This is a genomic window from Lederbergia graminis (assembly GCF_042655485.1).
Lineage (GTDB): Bacteria > Bacillota > Bacilli > Bacillales > Bacillaceae_C > Lederbergia > Lederbergia graminis.
The window spans coordinates 168,151-184,671 of sequence record NZ_JBHSMC010000029.1; the positions used below are offsets into that span (position 1 = coordinate 168,151).

Sequence of the window (16,521 nt, forward strand, 5' to 3'; positions counted from 1 at the left end):
ATTAAATTCTATCATTAATATTCGACAATACTTCAATATATTCCTTTATTACTATAAATTTAACTATCATTCTCCGGAAGGAACTGGTATATCATTTGCTAATCCTATAGGTCTACCAAAATTAGGCGTTCCATCTTCATTCCAAGAAAACGCCTGTATTCTCAAACTACGTTCCGGGTTATTTTCCCCACCATTTGTGAACGCATGATACACAATCCAATCTTCCGTTCGATCCGGGGATGTTGTAAAACTATTATGTCCAGGACCATACACACCTTGCTCCACATTCTTACTAAAAACAGGTTTTGGTGATTTAGACCAAGCATTAACATCTAACACATCGTCATCCTCATTTATTGTTAGCATCCCAAGGCTATAATCATCGGACCATGTTGTGCTTGCAGAATATACAAGAAACAATTTTTCGTTGCGTTTCAAGATAACAGGGCCTTCATTAATTGCCATCCCTCCTTGTTTCTCCCAGTCATATTCCGGTTTTGTCAAAAGTACTTCTTCTCCTTTTAATGTCCAAGGATTCTCCATTGCAGCAATATAAATAGCTGAACCATAATCCGGAAAGTGCCCATAGCCTGCATAAAGGAAATATAATTGTTCTTTATGATAAAATACAGAACCATCTAATCCTGGTCGCTCTGTATTAATTACACCTTTTAATTCCCAGTCCCCAACATATGGATCTTCATTACTATTTTCAATCACTAGTACTCTTCTAGTGTCATCTCCGCCACCATCATTAGCAGTAAAATATACATACCATTTATTTTCGATATAATGTAGTTCTGGTGCCCAAAAATTCGCTTTAAAATAATCTGTCTCACTAGGTAACCAAATTGTTTTTTCTTCTCCTTGCGCTACTTTACTGAGAGCTGTATTTCGCTGTAAAACTAATTTATTTCTTTTCGTTACCATCAAATAATACATACCATCCGTATGATGATAAATCCATGGATCTGGCCCTGGGTTTAATAATGGATTTTGAAATACTTTTGTTGACACGATAAAACCTCCTAAATTGATTAATGGAAAGGAAAACTGCTTGGTTTAATTTCTGTTTTCCAAGCAGTTTCTTTTAAAAGAGTTATTGTAAATTAATTTTCTTGATTTTCTCTAAATCAATTTTTGGCTTTCTATCTTCTGTAAGTAGTCCATTTACTTCTTGCTGTACATCGGTTATTTGCGTATAGCAGAAACCTGATATATATTTCATATCCTTAATTGCTTGTGTAATTGATTCATAGCGGTGAAGGAATTCTTCTTCATTTTTCACCTGATTGCCGTAACCCCATCCTTCTTCACTATTGAATGCGATACCTCCATATTCACTAACAATAACAGGCTGACCTTTATATTCGTAACCTTGAGCCATCGCATGTTTTCCCTTATTAAATGCAATGGAGTTATTAAGAACTGTTTCCTTATCTTGATAACGTTCTGTAAATTCATCTCCATACTCCACATAATCATGAAGAGTAATGATATCAGAGATAGTATGTTCCCAACCATCATTTACAATAACAGGACGCATGCTATCAAACGCCTTTGTTAAATAGTAAATAGCTTCTGTGAACTTTTGTTGTTTTACGTCTGTATAAATATTTTTAACACCCCAAGATTCATTGAATGGAGTCCACGTAATGATAGATGGGTGATTATATTGTTGTTTTACTACTTCCATCCATTCTTCGGTGAAGTTTTGAACTGCTTCATCTGAGAATTCATACGTTGCTGCCATTTCTGACCAAACTAATAGTCCCTTCTTATCAGCCCAATATAGGAAACGTTGGTCTTCTACCTTCATATGCTTCCGAACACCGTTAAAGCCCATTTCTAGTGTTCTATCAATATCTTCTAAAATTGCATCCTCTGAAGGAGGAGTTAAATGACTTTCCTTCCAATATCCTTGATCCAATAAAAGTCTTTGATAGATTGGAGTATTATTTAATAACACATTTCCATTTTCAATAGACACTTTTCTCATTCCAAAATAAGACTGAACTTCATCTACTGCCTTTCCATCTTTATATAACGTGAATTTCACATCATATAAATTAGGGTGATGCGGTGACCATTGCATTATTTTCCAATGGAAGTATTCGCTAGCAATATCTGTTTTCACTGTATGGAGAGTGCGATTTATTCCCACCTCAAATTCTTTTACGATACGATTTTCAAAGGAAATTTCTGTTTTTAGCACAAGATTTGGTTGTAATACATCTTCAGAAAACTCTAAATTGAATTCTACGGATTCAGTATCAATATCTGGCGTAATTTTTACAGACTCTAAATTTGCTTCATTAAGAAATTCTAACCAAACAGTTTGCCAAATACCTGTTGTCTGCACATACCAGCAACCGAAATTTTCAGGAAGCCATCTTTGTTTTCCGCGTGGTTGTGCACAACTGAAACTGTCTTCATTCTTAACTACTATGTTTAATTTTCTGTCTGCTGAAAGATATTTTGTAATATCAAAAGAAAATGCAATTTGGCCACCTTTGTGTTTACCAACATATTGGCCATTAACCCATAATTTTGTAATGTAGTCCGCTGCTTGAAAATGAAGAATAATACGCTTATTTTCAAATTCAGTAGGTACTGTTACTTCCTTTTGGTACCAAATATTAGCACAAAATTCTTCTTCTCCAATTCCACTAGCTTCTGTTTCATACGTAAAAGGAACGATAATTTTTTGATTTAGTTTATCCTTATTGAACCATTTTTCTTTTTCTCCAATGTTATCTTTATCAAAGGCAAATTCCCATTCACCATTTAGATTCACCCAGTCTTGACGTTCAAATTGTGGTCTTGGATATTCTTTTCTTGGAATTGTGTTGTTTGTCATTTTGTAATTCTCCCTTATACTATTTTTTATATAAATGTTGATTGTTGGTTCTACTGTAGGTACCCCCTGCTAGCGAAATCCATAAAAGTTGCTTACCCTCAGTTCCAATCAACATATTGCCAACATTAAGAATAAGTATTGATTTACAACTATTTTAATGTCCGAATAAGAAGGTTTTTGAAGTTCACTTCTGAATATTCGGATCGTACACCTACTTTTCCAACCATGAATGCATTTGGGTCTTCATATGAAATAATTGGATTCTTTTCACCGTTTAAGAAGACATCGATCTTATTTTTGACTACTTTAACTCGTAAACGCTGTTCTTTTCCAAATTCTATATCAGCCGATTCCGATGTTAAAATGGTTGTATCATAATTTAATTTCTTTAATGTTATATTTCTTCCATTAACAGAAACATAGTAACCCATTAACGAATCCTGTACTTGATGTGGATGAGTTGATTCATTTGTAACTCTAAAAAGTAATCCCGCTTCCGACATAAGATTATTTGTAATTTCAAAAGTTAGCTCTACATCCATATCTGACCAACTAGTGTCGCCGGTGTACAATTTCATATCTTCCCCACTATTAGATATCAAAATCCCGTCAGAACCAGTCCAATTACCGTGAATATCCTCTACTTTAATATTTTTCAATCCATTTTTAATTTCTTCTTCTTCCTCTGTTACTTTATAAAATTCCAATTGTTCAAACTCTATTTCTCCACCATCAAGTAAGAATTTAAATACATGAAATCCTTCTTTTAAATCGATTGTGCCCAAACTTACCTTCATTAAAGTAGATTCCTCAACTAGATCAGCTTTTGAAACTTTTGCTTTTACTGGTTTTTCATCGTCTATGGACATTTCAATTTTTGCATTCTTTTTAAAAGATTTCGGATTAATTATTGCTGAGACACCGTATAATCCTGATTCTTTTACATTCACTTTATATTTAAGCCAATCACCTTTATTATGAAGCGATACAGAATATGCCCCGCTATCGAGTAATTGAATCGGAACTTTACTACGATAGACGTTTTTTTCCGTCTGTTCTTTTACATAAAACCCGCGCTTTTCTTCCTCTAAGTAGTGTACTGCCTCAATAGTACCTGGAATCGGCTTATATACTTCAAAGTCGCTTGAACTATCGACATGATTAGAAAATGCTGTATAGCCAATGTTCACTTCAACATTCTCTATTACATAACCAATTTCTCCATTTCCAAAGCCACTTTCTGATACAACAACCTTTTTCATTCCATCCAAAAATATTACCGTCTCAGTTTCTTTATTTTCCACTCTTACTGTATGAAGTTTTGTAAAATCAAACTCCTCAGGAAAAGAATTTGAATCCATTAACTGTTCTATTCCTTCACTAACTTGAAAAACTTCTATTTCCTTCTCTTTCTGATTTATGGAGGCGTATCCATAATTAGATTCATCTTCATATGAAAATAGTATTTTGAATCTTGCATTTTCTATTGGATTTATTAAAGAAAAGTTAAACTCCGCTGTAAAATAAGTTTCTGTACTAGAACCACTCAGGAACAATGCTTCTTCTGAATTAGATAGTTTATTAAAAGTCGGTTGATGTTCATTTGTCCACCTTTGTTCATAATCCGGTCTTTCTGGATTTGGAACTGCATAATTAGTAGGACCTAATACATCCATCTTCTTTCCATTAAATACGAATCTATCAATGTTCATTTGTCGAACTGGAGGACCTTCCGCCGAACTACCAACAAGATTATGATAGACAACATAATATGAATCTAAATTTGGCCCCATAACAATTGAATTGTGACCTAGACCTACGAAATCATCTGTTGTATTAATAATAATCGGATTATGATCAGGAATTTCATACCCTGACAAAGGATTTTTCTCAGAAACAGCATAATTAATCCGATAACCTTTACTGAAAACATGATTCCCTGTATATGTCATATAATATCTATCATTCTTTTTAATTATCATTGATCCTTCAGTCCAATGACCTAAAAAGAGGTTCGTATTTATAGGGAATTCAAATGTAAATGGATCCTTCATTTGATGACCAACAATCCCTTTGTCTCCCGCTCGCGTAAAATACCAAGAACCATCATCATCAATAAAAACAGACCCATCAATCGTCATCCCTAGGTTTTCTGTCTTAATTTCAAAAGGACCAGTAGGGCTATCACTACTTAACACATAATGCCCATTTCCTGCAGGAGACGTGTACATATAAAACATTCCATTCCAATATACAACCTCTGGAGCATATGCTGATGTTGTACGTTCATCCTCTGTTACCATACCTTCATACTTCCAATTAACTAAATCCTCAGAACTCCAGCCTTTAATTCCAGGCCGATTATCTTTCGTGCTGACGTATAAATAATACATTCCATTATGTCGCAATACATATGGATCACCAAGCCCATAGTCTGACCATTCATCTGGAAGTTGAAAAGGATTAGAATAAGTTGCATTAGTATCTATTTTAATGTCCACCTTTGCCTCCTCCACCTGTTGGCAGCTACTCAAAATAAGCAACATAGATAAAAATATTATTATTTGTGACCATTTATTTAAGCTCATTTTGAACAACCCCTATATGTTTTAATAGATCACGAAGTAAGTGCTTTCATATAAATCTTAGTAAAATGCCAATAAGTTTTATATACTATAATTAGTATAAAATATACTTTTCTTTACTATCTATTTAATAAAAAATAGCTCCCCCTTCGGAGAGCGATGTATCTATTATTTAAAATATTAATTTAGTATCCATATTTCTTCATGAAACCATTAAGTTTCAGAATATGAATGATGAAATATATGTTACTACCCTTTAATACCTGTGATCGCTAGAGATTGAACAAAATATTTTTGACAGAACAAGAAGATAATAATACAAGGAACCATAGATATTATCGATGCAGCAAGTATTAATGGGTAATTAGATGAACCCATATATAACGCCTGCATTTGTGCAATAACAACCTGAATTGTTTGCTTTTCAGGTGAATGCAGATAAATCAAGGGTCCTAAGAAGTCATTCCATATCCCCATAAAACTGAGTGCTGCTTGTGCAGCAATAGCTGGCTTTGCAGTTGGAATAACGATTTTAAAAAAGGTGTGGAAAAATCCACTTCCGTCAATTTTCGCTGCTTCAATTAATTCATCTGGCAGAGCACTTTGCAAAAATTGTCTGAGGAAAAATATGATGACAATATTCCCAAACAAACCAGGTACTATTAATGGTAGTAATGTATCCACCCAATCCAATTTAGAAAACATAATGAATTGTGGAATCATTACAACAGCGTACGGAATCATCATGGTACCTAAGAGCGCTAAAAATATCGGTTCCTTAAATGGGAAATTAATTTTAGCAAAAGCATATGCAGCCATTGTAGAGGTGAAGATACCGATAACCAATACTAGAACTACAATTATTGCCGAGTTGAGCATTCCACTTAATAATGGTACTTCATCCCAAACGTCCACATAATTTTTAAATGTAAATGGGTCAGGAATCCATTTGGGTGGTATTTGAAATACATTTCTTTGATCTTTTAACGATGTCGAAATAGACCAGATAAATGGCCCCAACATGATTGCAGTTCCTAGCAACAATAAAAGAAATGCCCATGCATTTAATATTTTTTCTCTACGCATAGTAATCCCCCCTTATCCTTCATAAACCCAGCGTTTTGATAGTTTAAATTGGATTAAAGTAACCACAAATACGATAACACCAAGAATCCATGCAGTCGCACTAGCATAACCCATATTGTAATAATCAAACCCATTCTGGAAGATATTGAATACTATCGTTGCAGCACTATATTCTGGACCACCATCACCAGCTAAAATGTAGATTTGGCTAAATGACTGAAAAGCTCCGATTACCCCCATAACAATGACAAAAAAGTGTATTGGTGTTAATAAAGGTAATGTAATGCGGAAAAATTTTTGGAATATATTTGCACCGTCAACATCGGCAGCCTCGTAATAAGATGTTGGGATTGATTGAAGACCAGCTAAGTAGAGAATCATCGTGCTTCCTACTCCACTCCAAACTCCAATAATAATTAAAGACGGTTTAACCCAAGAGGCATCACCTAACCAATTCGGACCTTCAATACCAAACCAATCCCATAACAGGTTATTTAAAAGTCCAAAATCATAGTTAAAGATCCATTGCCAAACCAATGAAACTGCAATTATTGGAGAAATAACCGGTATATAGTATATCGCCCTAAACGCTGAAGACCCCATAATTTTCCTATTCATCATCACAGCTAAAATTAAGGAAATAATCATTCCAATTGGAACTCCAAGCATTAAATATAAAGTATTAAATATAGACTTATATACTTTTTCATCCTGTAATAATTCTTTATAATTTTCTACCCCAATATATTTAGGAGGAGATAATAAATCCCACTCTGTAAAACTTAGTCCGATTGACCAAACAGTGGGAATAAAACCAAACAAAATAAATCCAATAATGGGGGAAGCAACAAAAAGATATGCTAGCAATATTTCCTTTTTTCTAAAGGTTGGTATGGAGGAAAAACTTGTCTTCTTCAAGATTTTTTCTGCCCTTTCAACTTCTAAACTCAAATCCACCCCTCCTAATTATTGCTTTAGGTTTTTATTGGCATAATCTAGTAGAATATTATCTACTAGATTATGCTTCTATTATTTTACTATCATCAATCCAAATTCCCTTTTTTATATAATTCTTCTAGCTTAGGTTTCATTTCCTTAACCCAGTCTTTAACAGTTACTTCTCCATTCCACACTTTAGAAGCCTCTTCATTAAATGTGTCTAACCATTTTGTATCTGGAGATCTCCAACCAAGGTTTGGATGCCCATAATCTTGAATGATATCTATAAATTCTTGTCTGTTTTCTGGAGATTTATCCATTTTTAAAAACTCATTCTCTGTTAAATCCTTTAAATTAGGAACTTGTTGTCCTAGTTCCATAAATTGTCTTTGTCCATTTTCATCTAATGATAAATAAGATGCTAGCGCAAAAGCCTCATCCGGATGTTTTGTTTTTTTTGAGACAACAAATCCCATTGATCCTAACCACGTTGCTGTATTTCCAGTATTTGGACTAGCAGGCCAAGTAGCCAGGTCCCACTCAAAAGGCAATTCCCAGAAAGCAGGTTGGTCCCAAGGCCCCATTGGAAACATTGCCACTCCACCGGAGACAAACCTAGTATAAGAATTTTGCGCTTGTTCTGCCTCTTGGGAAGGGGATACACCATGCTTATGATTTAAATCAACAACAAACTGCATTGCCTCTATAAATTCCGGACTATCAATTTTTATTTCACCAGTTTCATAATCTACATAATCAGCACCATTTGCCCAGACAGCATTTTCCAAAGGAAAGCCTGCAATACCGTATTGGTCCGTTCTTCCATCGCCATTTGTATCTTTCGTCAATTTTTTTGCAGTCTCAATTAATTCATTCCAAGTCCAGTTTGTAAGATCTGCAGGTGGGTAATCTACGTCTGCTTCATCAAATAAATTCTTATTATAAGCTAAAGCCCACGGTCCTACGTCTTTAGGTAATCCATACAAATCTCCTTCACCTACAGTGTTTCCATTAAATCGATAACGATTTAGTGCCTGCTCCCAAACATTATCAGGATCAAAAATGTCTGTTGAATCCAAATATGGCTGTAAATTCAACAATTGGTCAGCAGCAACAAATCTCGCAAACTCTGGTCCAGCTGCATAGTATACGTCTGGGTGTTTACCGGAAGCTATTAATGTTGAAAGTCTTTGTGCATATTCACCTGGTGGAACACTAGTATAATTCACCTTTACATTGTCATATGTTTCTTCAAATGACTTGATAACAGATTCAAAGATTTTCTTTTCATCCGGATTCCCATGCCCCATAAAAGATAAAACTATTTTCCCGTCATCGTCTCCTGAAGAATCTTTGCTACAGCCTGTAATAAATGCAAAAACAACTAAAAATAATGCTAACATCCATTTTGACATTTTTTTCATTTCAACTTCCTCCCCTTCTTCTTTGTAAGTGCTTTCAATTTAGATTTTACAAAAAAGGGTCATGCTGTTGTATACTATAATTAGTATAAAATATACTTTTATTACTTTGGTTAGAATTAATACTCAAAAGTTATACTATTTATTATTCTTTGTAAAGAAATACAAAGATTTCAATAATAACATATTTCTAAGTGGTTACAATTGCAATATTATCAAGTGTTTATGTCAAGCCATGTTATCTAATCATAGTAGAATCCGATCGTTTACACGAAACATTTTAGTTTAAATTTACTCTTTTTTTATATCGTTATTCATTTAATAGAGACTGATTTCTTCCTTTTTCTACTATTAAATCATATTATCTTAATCTAAGTTATTATTAATTATATTAAGTTCATACTAATTTAAAAATTTAAAATAAAAAAGGTTTGCTCTCTGGTATACACAATACCAAAGGAGCAAACCTTGTAATTTTATTCTAATGCTGCATTCATTTCTTCTTTCAATTTTTCAATTTCAGACGCAAGCTCTTTCATCGCATTTTCTTCAATCTGATTTAGGATTGTTTTCGAATCGATATTCTTATCAACCGCTTCATTTAGCCCAGTAATATAATGTTCCCAACCAATTCCATCAAGCGGAGTTAAACGTCTTACAGGAATTTGTTTCTCAATTTCACTATAAAGCTTATAATCTTGTTGACCACCTAAATATTCACTCTCGTACTCTTGGTACCATGGCAATGATGTAATATGTGAATGAGAAGGTTGAACAGAGTGCTTAATAAATACTTTCCAAGCTTCTTCTGATAGAGTCATCCATTGTAAGAATGCCCAAGCGACATCTTTGTTTTCTCCTTGTGATGGAATAACGAAAGATGATCCTCCAAGCCCTACATTTACACCTAGTGGCATTTTAGTTGCACGCCATTTACCAGCTTGTTCTGGTAATACTGCTTCTAAATCACGAGCTCCGTAACTTCCAAGCGCAAGTGAAGCGATCTTCCCTTGTTTCATTAATTGCTTTCCTTCATCCGAACCTAGACCACTTAATTGAGGTGCCCAACCAATTTGAATACCTTGTTTTACGACATCAACTAGCTCTGCCATTTTTTCTGTATTACGAGTCCAGTTGTATTCAGAATCAAAGTAACCTAAAGCGTCCCCATATTGAACTGCAGGTAAATCGCGCCAATCATACATGTAAATATCATTTGCAGCTAGTGTCTGTGCTGCATCTAATAAGTTTTGCTTATCTTGTAAAAATTCTCCTAAATCTTCAGGATCACTTGGTAATCCCATTTCTTCATATATATCTGCTCGATAATAGAATACTCCTGAAGTTACATCCCAAGGCATCCCTAGTAACCTTTTTCCATCTACAGACATCCAACGTTCCCAGTTATAATCTGAAAGATATTGTTTGAATTTCTCTGCATTATATGGAGGTTGTAATAAATCCTCTACTAAATCACCTGTTGAATAGCGAGGAAATTGCCCTTGTTCTACTTGTGCTATGTCTGGAGCACCAGAGCCTGCAGCAAGGGTAGTCTGCAATTGGTCATGTAATTTACCAAAGTCAAGGCCGATTACATTCACTTTAATATTCGGATATTCTTTATTAAATTCCGCTACAACTTCTTCATGTATATCTGGTGACCATGTCCAAAAACTTACTTCCCCTTCTAAATCCTTATCAATCTCAAATATAGCTTCTTTTTCTTTTTCCTTTTCATTCTCATTGCCAGTTTCTTTATTCGTTCCCTTACTAGAACAACCAGCAATAATAAGTACAAAAACTAAAAACATTAATGTAAATAATTTTTTATTCATTGATTTTCCCCCTATAAAAGATAAAAAATAAAAGCTTTAATCTAGCAATCTTATAAAAATTCCCCCTAAACTATGAATTTCTATGCAAGCAAAAATATTTTATGCAAAACCTAGGTGTAAGTGTTTTCATTTTATATTATTCACTATACTATGATGTGAAATATATACTAATTTTAGTATAAAACGTACCATGTTTTTTATTTATTTTCTACTTTTAGTCTAACTGGAACAAATATTCTTTTTGGATTATAGCCCCCATCGATTTGTTCTACTAATAAATTAATTGTTTGTTTGCTACATTCATCTATATCTTGTTCAATATAGGAGGATCCAATTATTCCAGGTGAATCAAAAGATATTAGCTCGATATGTCGATTACTTTCTTTATTAATTGCCTGAATAGCTTCATATGTGTAAATTGCTAATTCAGCATTCATAACAAAAAGGGAAGTTATATTAGGGTTTTCCATTAAAAATTCCTTTATAATATCTGGAGTTTTATCAAAACAAATATTGTTAAAATTAAGAAATAACCAAAGCTTTTTGTTCACCATTATATCATTTTTTATAAAAGCGTCTTCAAAACCTTTCGTTCTTTCTTCTGTAACGGTATTCGTTATGATTGGTGATATTAATCCTATGTGTGTATGCCCTTTATCTAGTAAGTGTGAAATTGCTGTAAACGTTCCTTTTCTGTTATCTGAAGAAACACTATATGTACGTATATTTTCAAGATACCTATCGACTAATACGAGTGGAAATTTATCTAATGTTAGGCGTAGAATTGCTTCATTATATGTTTCCTTCTCGGTCGGAAATATAATCATTCCTTTTACACCAATTCCTTGAAACATTTCAATTGCATCTGCTTCTTCAAACTGTGATTCTCGAGTTATCTTAATTAATAGTTGGTATCCTTTCTGCGAAGTATACTTTTCTATGTAATTCACTAACTCTTGCTCTACTTTCGTTTTCATTGTAGGCAATATTAATCCAATAAGTCCGTTAGATTCCTGTCTATAATGTTGTTGTGATTTTAATAAATCACTCTCTGCAACAAATGTACCTTTCCCTTTAATACGAACCACAATTCCTTCTTCTGCTAGTCCAGTAAGTGCATTTTTCGTTGTAATTTGACTTACATGAAACTCTTCCATTAACTCTTTTTCAGAGGGAACTCGATCTCCTAATCGCAATTTACCTGATTGAATCTGTTCTTTTATAATATTTTGTATTTGTTGATATAATGGCTCCTTCTTCATTCTAAACACTCCATACCTAATATATTTAATACTAAGTATATACTATTTATAATATAAAAGAAAAATAAAACCATTTTAGTAAGATTATTAATTTCCGGGACGCACTAAAAAATATAATAAAAAAGTGGAGAAAACAGTCGTTTTCTCCACTTGGTTCATTTTGGGACTTATCGAACAGTCCCTGTTATTTAGTCTCCTTTCCAAGGAGGTTCAATTATTGTATTACTCTAATGCTGCATTCATTTCTTCTTTTAGTTTTTCTATTTCTGATGCTAGTTCCTTCATTGCGTTTTCTTCGATTTGATTTAAGATAGTTTTTGAGTCAATATTTTTATCTATCGCTTCATTTAACCCAGTAATGTAATGATGCCATCCAGTTCCATCTAGTGGAGTTAGGCGTCTAACTGGGATATTTGGATCAAGGGAGCTATAAAACTTATAATCTTGTTGTCCACCTAAGTAATCATTTGTAAGCTCTTGATACCATGGCAAGGAAACGATGTGTGAATAAGAAGGCTGTACGGAATGTTCAACAAATGCTTTCCATGCATCTTCAGAAAGTACCATCCACTCCATAAATGCCCAAGCTAACTCCTTATTCTCGCCTTGAGATGGCATAACAAAGGATGATCCACCCAAACCAACATTTACGTCTAAAGGCATTCTTGTTGCTCTCCATTTTCCAGCTTGCTCAGGTAATACAGCTTCAATATCACGAGCTCCCCAACTTCCCATTGTTAATGAGGCAATTTTCCCTTGCTTCATTAATTGTTTACCTTCATCAGAACCTAAACCACTTAATTGCGGTGCCCAGCCTATTTGAATACCTTGTTTTACAATATCAACTAGTTCTGCCATTTTATCATTATTTCTAGTCCAATTATAATTGGAATCAAAATAACCAATGGCGTCACCATATTGAACGGCTGGAAGGTCGCGCCAATCGTACATATAAATATCGTTTGCCGCTAATGTTTGAGCAGCATCTAATAAATTTTCGCTACTTTGTAAGAAATCGCCTAATTCTTCTGGATCACTAGGTAAACCCATCGCTTCATATATATCTTCACGGTAATAGAACACACCTGGTGTTACATCCCAAGGAAGACCTACTAATCTTTTACCATCGACTGATTTCCAGCGTTCCCAGTTATATTCTGAAACATATTCACGATACTCCTGTGCATTATAAGGAGGCTGTAATAAATCTTCTAACAAGTCACTTGTTGAATATCTTGGGAATTGCCCTTGTTCAACTTGTGCTACATCAGGTGCTCCTGTACCTGCAGCAAGTGTTGTTTGTAACTGATCATGTAATGGACCAAATTCTAATCCGATTACATTTACTTTAATATTTGGATAATCTTTATTAAACCCTTCTACCACTTTTTCATAAATATCAGGGGTCCATGTCCAGAAGCTAATCTCCCCTTCTAAACTAGAATCAATCTCAAATAATGGCTCTTCTTCTTTTTCATTATTTTTTCCATTATTAGAATTTCCACCTGCATCCTTCTTGGAACACGCAGCAAAAATAAGCACAAAAATTAACAACATCATAAATGCTAATGTTTTTTTATTCAATTCATTTCCCCCCTGTACATAAAATAGTAATCCTAAAATAGTTCGTTTTTTACCTTTTACAAACTAGTAGTTATCTTCACCCCCAAGAAAAAATTTCATTTTTTTCAGTTCTCTGGAAGATACTATTACTATTTATGCCAACTGAAATGTAAGTGCTTACAATTACATTATTACCTCGAGTCCTCCTAATTTCATATACTAAATATAGTATAAAAGTTCTGTAACTTAATATTAAATTTATTATATGACCTACTACTTACAACTTATATGTATGTAAATAATCCTGCTGTCATCACCAAAATATTCCTAACACCATTTTAAATAAAAAAACATGATAATGAATATGTAGCCGACGCATTTTGGGGAAAAACAAAGAGCTATCCAATTAGTCAAATGAATGACTTATTGGATAGCTCGGTTTATTCCATTTTGTTATTTCAAATATGGAAGTTTTTCCTTTAAGTAATTAAAGCTAATCTCAATACTTTCTAAAGGAGTTTTACGGCTTACATCTTGTTCTACAACCCACCACTCTACATTAGCTTCTTCACCAATGTTTAAGATTGCTTCAATATCCACTCCACCAGTACCAAGTTCTGCAAAGAATTTCTCGTCATCTGTTGTCATATCTTTTAAATGTACTAGAGGTGTTCTACCGTCATAGCGCTTAATCCATTCAACTGGATTTTGACCAGCTTTTGTAAGCCAATATACATCAAATTCAGTATGTACATAATCGGCATTAACATCATCAAAAATTGCTTCCAATGCAGATCTTCCATCAGAAAGTGGTTCTAGTTCAAAATCATGATTATGATAGCAAAGAGTGATACCTTCTTTACGGCACGCTTCTCCAGCTTCATTTAAAAATGAGATGAGTGATTGATAGAACTCTTCTGACCTTTGTTCCTCCGTTAAATAAGGACATACGATATACTTACTGCCTAATATCTTTTGATCTTCAATTACTTTAGGAAGATTGTTTTTCAACTCATCAAGTCCTACATGACTAGATGCTGCTTTCAAACCAAGTTCGTCTAGTAAAGCCCTTACTTTTTCAACAGGTAATCCACCGTATCCTGCAAATTCAACACCATTATAACCAATTTCTGCAACTTTTCTTAATGTACCTTCAAAATCTTTATCTGCTTCTTCTCTTAAAGTAAACATTTGTACTGCTACAGGAATATTTGACATTATTTCTCCTCCTTGATGTAGAACATTTTTATAATGTAAATATATTTTACATCTTCAGTATGCACTATTTTCTTGTGTTTATCTAGTAATAACTGACTCTCCATGCTCGATTGCAGTTAGTTCATTTAAAGTCGGTAGCCCTTCCCAATCACCTTTAAATTGAATCGCTAAGGCACCTAATCTATTACCTCTTTCTAAGGCATTAGCAATCACAGATTTAATCTTTGTAGTATTATTTAGTTCCATATCGATATTTTGTAAATCTAATATAATAGATAAACTTCCAGTGGCAAATGCATCACCAGCACCAACTGTGTCGACTATATTTTCCACAAAAACTCCCTTTTTATGAATCATATACTCTGATGTATATGCCATTGCACCATCTGCACCGCATTTAAGTAAAATTAATCTCGGCCCCATATTAAGCAGTAATTCGCCATATTCATCAGTAGATTTTTTTCCGAATAGAAATTCACATTCTTCTAACCCCGGCATAAAAATATCACATAAAGGAATCATTTTCTGAATGGTGCTTTTTGCCTCTTCTTCAGTCCAGAGTTTTCTACGAATATTAGGATCAAACGAAATGGTCATATGGTTTCTCTTAGCTACTTTCATAGCTTCAATGATCATTTCAGCACTATCATTACTTAAAGCAGGCGTAATACCTGTTACATGTAAATGGCGAGTATTATGAAACCACTCTGGCTGTATATCATTTTTATTTAATTTACTTGCTGCAGATCCCTTTCGATAATAGTAAACGATTGGATCCTGCGAAGCTTTAAAGTCCTTAAAATAAATTGCTGTCGGTTCATTATCTGCAATGATACAATTTGAAACATCCACTTGCTCTCCTGCTAATGTTGCTAACAAATATTTACCAAAGGCATCGTCCCCTACTTTGCTTATCCATCTAACCTTTTTACCAAGTCTGGTAAGTCCGATAGCTACATTGGACTCTGCACCCGCAACTGATTTAGTAAATAACGGTGAATATTGAATAGAACTATCATTTAGTGACTGAAATAAAATCATGCTTTCGCCAATTGTAACAACATCTACCATTCCCTATACACCCTTTGCAGCAGTGACGTACTTTCTTGCTAATTCAGTTAGTGCTTTAAAGTTTTTATTTTCTAGCATATCCTTCTTCACTAAACTACCACCTAATCCAACACCAACAATGTCTTGCTCTAAAAATTCATTTATATTATCGAGGTTTACTCCTCCTGTTGCTAGTATTGGAACATGAGATAGTGGTCCTTTTATCTCTTTAATATATTTAACTCCAAGTGTTCCGGCTGGGAACAACTTAACTACTTTTGCACCAGCTTTCACGGCTTTTACAATTTCGGTTGGGGTCATCACTCCTGGAATGATATCTATTTCTTGTTCTATTGCTAATTTTACAACGTCCTCATCTAAATTCGGTGTAACGAGAAATTGTGCACCCGCATCAATTGCAGCTTGGGCCATTTCCGTATCTAAAACGGTACCAGCACCAATGTATACATTTTCATTTTCAAATCGTTTTCGCCATTGTTGGATTATCTCCAAAACTCCTTCTGTATTCATCGTTACCTCAATTAGGCGAATTCCACCTTCTACTAGAGCTTCTACTGTCGCTAAACTATCTTCCTGCTTAATTCCTCTTACGATTGCTACAATCTTTTCTTCTTTCACTAATTCTATTAGATTCAACTAGTATACACCTCCAAATAAAAATAATCGTACTGCATAAAAGCA

12 protein-coding genes are annotated in these 16,521 nt (G+C 34.0%); all 12 read right to left on the reverse strand.

Annotated elements, in window-relative coordinates; translation table 11 throughout:
* Positions 1–66 precede the first annotated feature (66 nt).
* The 12 genes from ACFPM4_RS18880 to ACFPM4_RS18935 all read right to left on the reverse strand — a co-directional run bounded on the left by ACFPM4_RS18880 (position 67) and on the right by ACFPM4_RS18935 (position 16,476).
* Complete coding sequence (locus tag ACFPM4_RS18880) at positions 67–1,017, reverse strand: glycoside hydrolase family 43 protein (protein ID WP_382355236.1); 951 nt, start codon at positions 1,015–1,017, stop codon at positions 67–69.
* An 82-nt stretch (positions 1,018–1,099) separates the two neighbouring features.
* Positions 1,100–2,860: a glycoside hydrolase family 2 protein gene (locus ACFPM4_RS18885; protein WP_144921249.1), complete on the reverse strand. Its 1,761-nt coding sequence runs from the start codon at positions 2,858–2,860 to the stop codon at positions 1,100–1,102.
* 149 nt (positions 2,861–3,009) lie between these two features.
* On the reverse strand, positions 3,010–5,361 hold the full coding sequence (locus ACFPM4_RS18890) for a family 43 glycosylhydrolase (protein ID WP_382355241.1): 2,352 nt from the start codon (positions 5,359–5,361) through the stop codon (positions 3,010–3,012).
* Between the two features lie 333 nt (positions 5,362–5,694).
* The gene (locus ACFPM4_RS18895) at positions 5,695–6,531 is read right to left on the reverse strand and encodes a carbohydrate ABC transporter permease (protein ID WP_382355244.1); all 837 of its coding nucleotides are present in this window, start codon (positions 6,529–6,531) and stop codon (positions 5,695–5,697) included.
* Positions 6,532–6,543: 12 nt separating this feature from the next.
* The gene (locus ACFPM4_RS18900; protein ID WP_382355341.1) at positions 6,544–7,449 is read right to left on the reverse strand and encodes a carbohydrate ABC transporter permease; all 906 of its coding nucleotides are present in this window, start codon (positions 7,447–7,449) and stop codon (positions 6,544–6,546) included.
* Between the two features lie 125 nt (positions 7,450–7,574).
* Complete coding sequence (locus ACFPM4_RS18905; protein WP_382355247.1) at positions 7,575–8,894, reverse strand: ABC transporter substrate-binding protein; 1,320 nt, start codon at positions 8,892–8,894, stop codon at positions 7,575–7,577.
* Positions 8,895–9,367: 473 nt separating this feature from the next.
* Positions 9,368–10,726, reverse strand: coding sequence for an ABC transporter substrate-binding protein (locus tag ACFPM4_RS18910; protein ID WP_382355250.1), 1,359 nt, complete (start codon positions 10,724–10,726; stop codon positions 9,368–9,370).
* 197 nt (positions 10,727–10,923) lie between these two features.
* On the reverse strand, positions 10,924–11,988 hold the full coding sequence (locus tag ACFPM4_RS18915; protein WP_382355253.1) for a GntR family transcriptional regulator: 1,065 nt from the start codon (positions 11,986–11,988) through the stop codon (positions 10,924–10,926).
* 222 nt (positions 11,989–12,210) lie between these two features.
* Positions 12,211–13,572 carry an ABC transporter substrate-binding protein gene (locus ACFPM4_RS18920; RefSeq protein WP_382355256.1) on the reverse strand — a complete coding sequence of 454 codons (1,362 nt, stop codon included), beginning with the start codon at positions 13,570–13,572 and terminating at the stop codon, positions 12,211–12,213.
* Between the two features lie 432 nt (positions 13,573–14,004).
* The gene (locus ACFPM4_RS18925) at positions 14,005–14,769 is read right to left on the reverse strand and encodes a sugar phosphate isomerase/epimerase family protein (RefSeq protein ID WP_144928836.1); all 765 of its coding nucleotides are present in this window, start codon (positions 14,767–14,769) and stop codon (positions 14,005–14,007) included.
* A gap of 78 nt (positions 14,770–14,847) precedes the next feature.
* Positions 14,848–15,840, reverse strand: a complete 993-nt coding sequence (locus tag ACFPM4_RS18930) for a sugar kinase (RefSeq protein ID WP_382355260.1) — start codon at positions 15,838–15,840, stop codon at positions 14,848–14,850.
* 3 nt (positions 15,841–15,843) lie between these two features.
* Complete coding sequence (locus ACFPM4_RS18935) at positions 15,844–16,476, reverse strand: bifunctional 4-hydroxy-2-oxoglutarate aldolase/2-dehydro-3-deoxy-phosphogluconate aldolase (RefSeq protein ID WP_144928832.1); 633 nt, start codon at positions 16,474–16,476, stop codon at positions 15,844–15,846.
* Between the last annotated feature and the right edge of the window lie 45 nt (positions 16,477–16,521).

Coding starts and splice junctions, on each gene's coding strand:
- ACFPM4_RS18885 (WP_144921249.1), bottom strand. CDS start 2,860: ATGACAAACAACACAATTCCAAGAAAAGAATATCCAAGACCACAATTT.
- ACFPM4_RS18895 (WP_382355244.1), bottom strand. CDS start 6,531: ATGCGTAGAGAAAAAATATTAAATGCATGGGCATTTCTTTTATTGTTG.
- ACFPM4_RS18905 (WP_382355247.1), bottom strand. CDS start 8,894: ATGAAAAAAATGTCAAAATGGATGTTAGCATTATTTTTAGTTGTTTTT.
- ACFPM4_RS18910 (WP_382355250.1), bottom strand. CDS start 10,726: ATGAATAAAAAATTATTTACATTAATGTTTTTAGTTTTTGTACTTATT.
- ACFPM4_RS18915 (WP_382355253.1), bottom strand. CDS start 11,988: ATGAAGAAGGAGCCATTATATCAACAAATACAAAATATTATAAAAGAA.
- ACFPM4_RS18925 (WP_144928836.1), bottom strand. CDS start 14,769: ATGTCAAATATTCCTGTAGCAGTACAAATGTTTACTTTAAGAGAAGAA.
- ACFPM4_RS18930 (WP_382355260.1), bottom strand. CDS start 15,840: ATGGTAGATGTTGTTACAATTGGCGAAAGCATGATTTTATTTCAGTCA.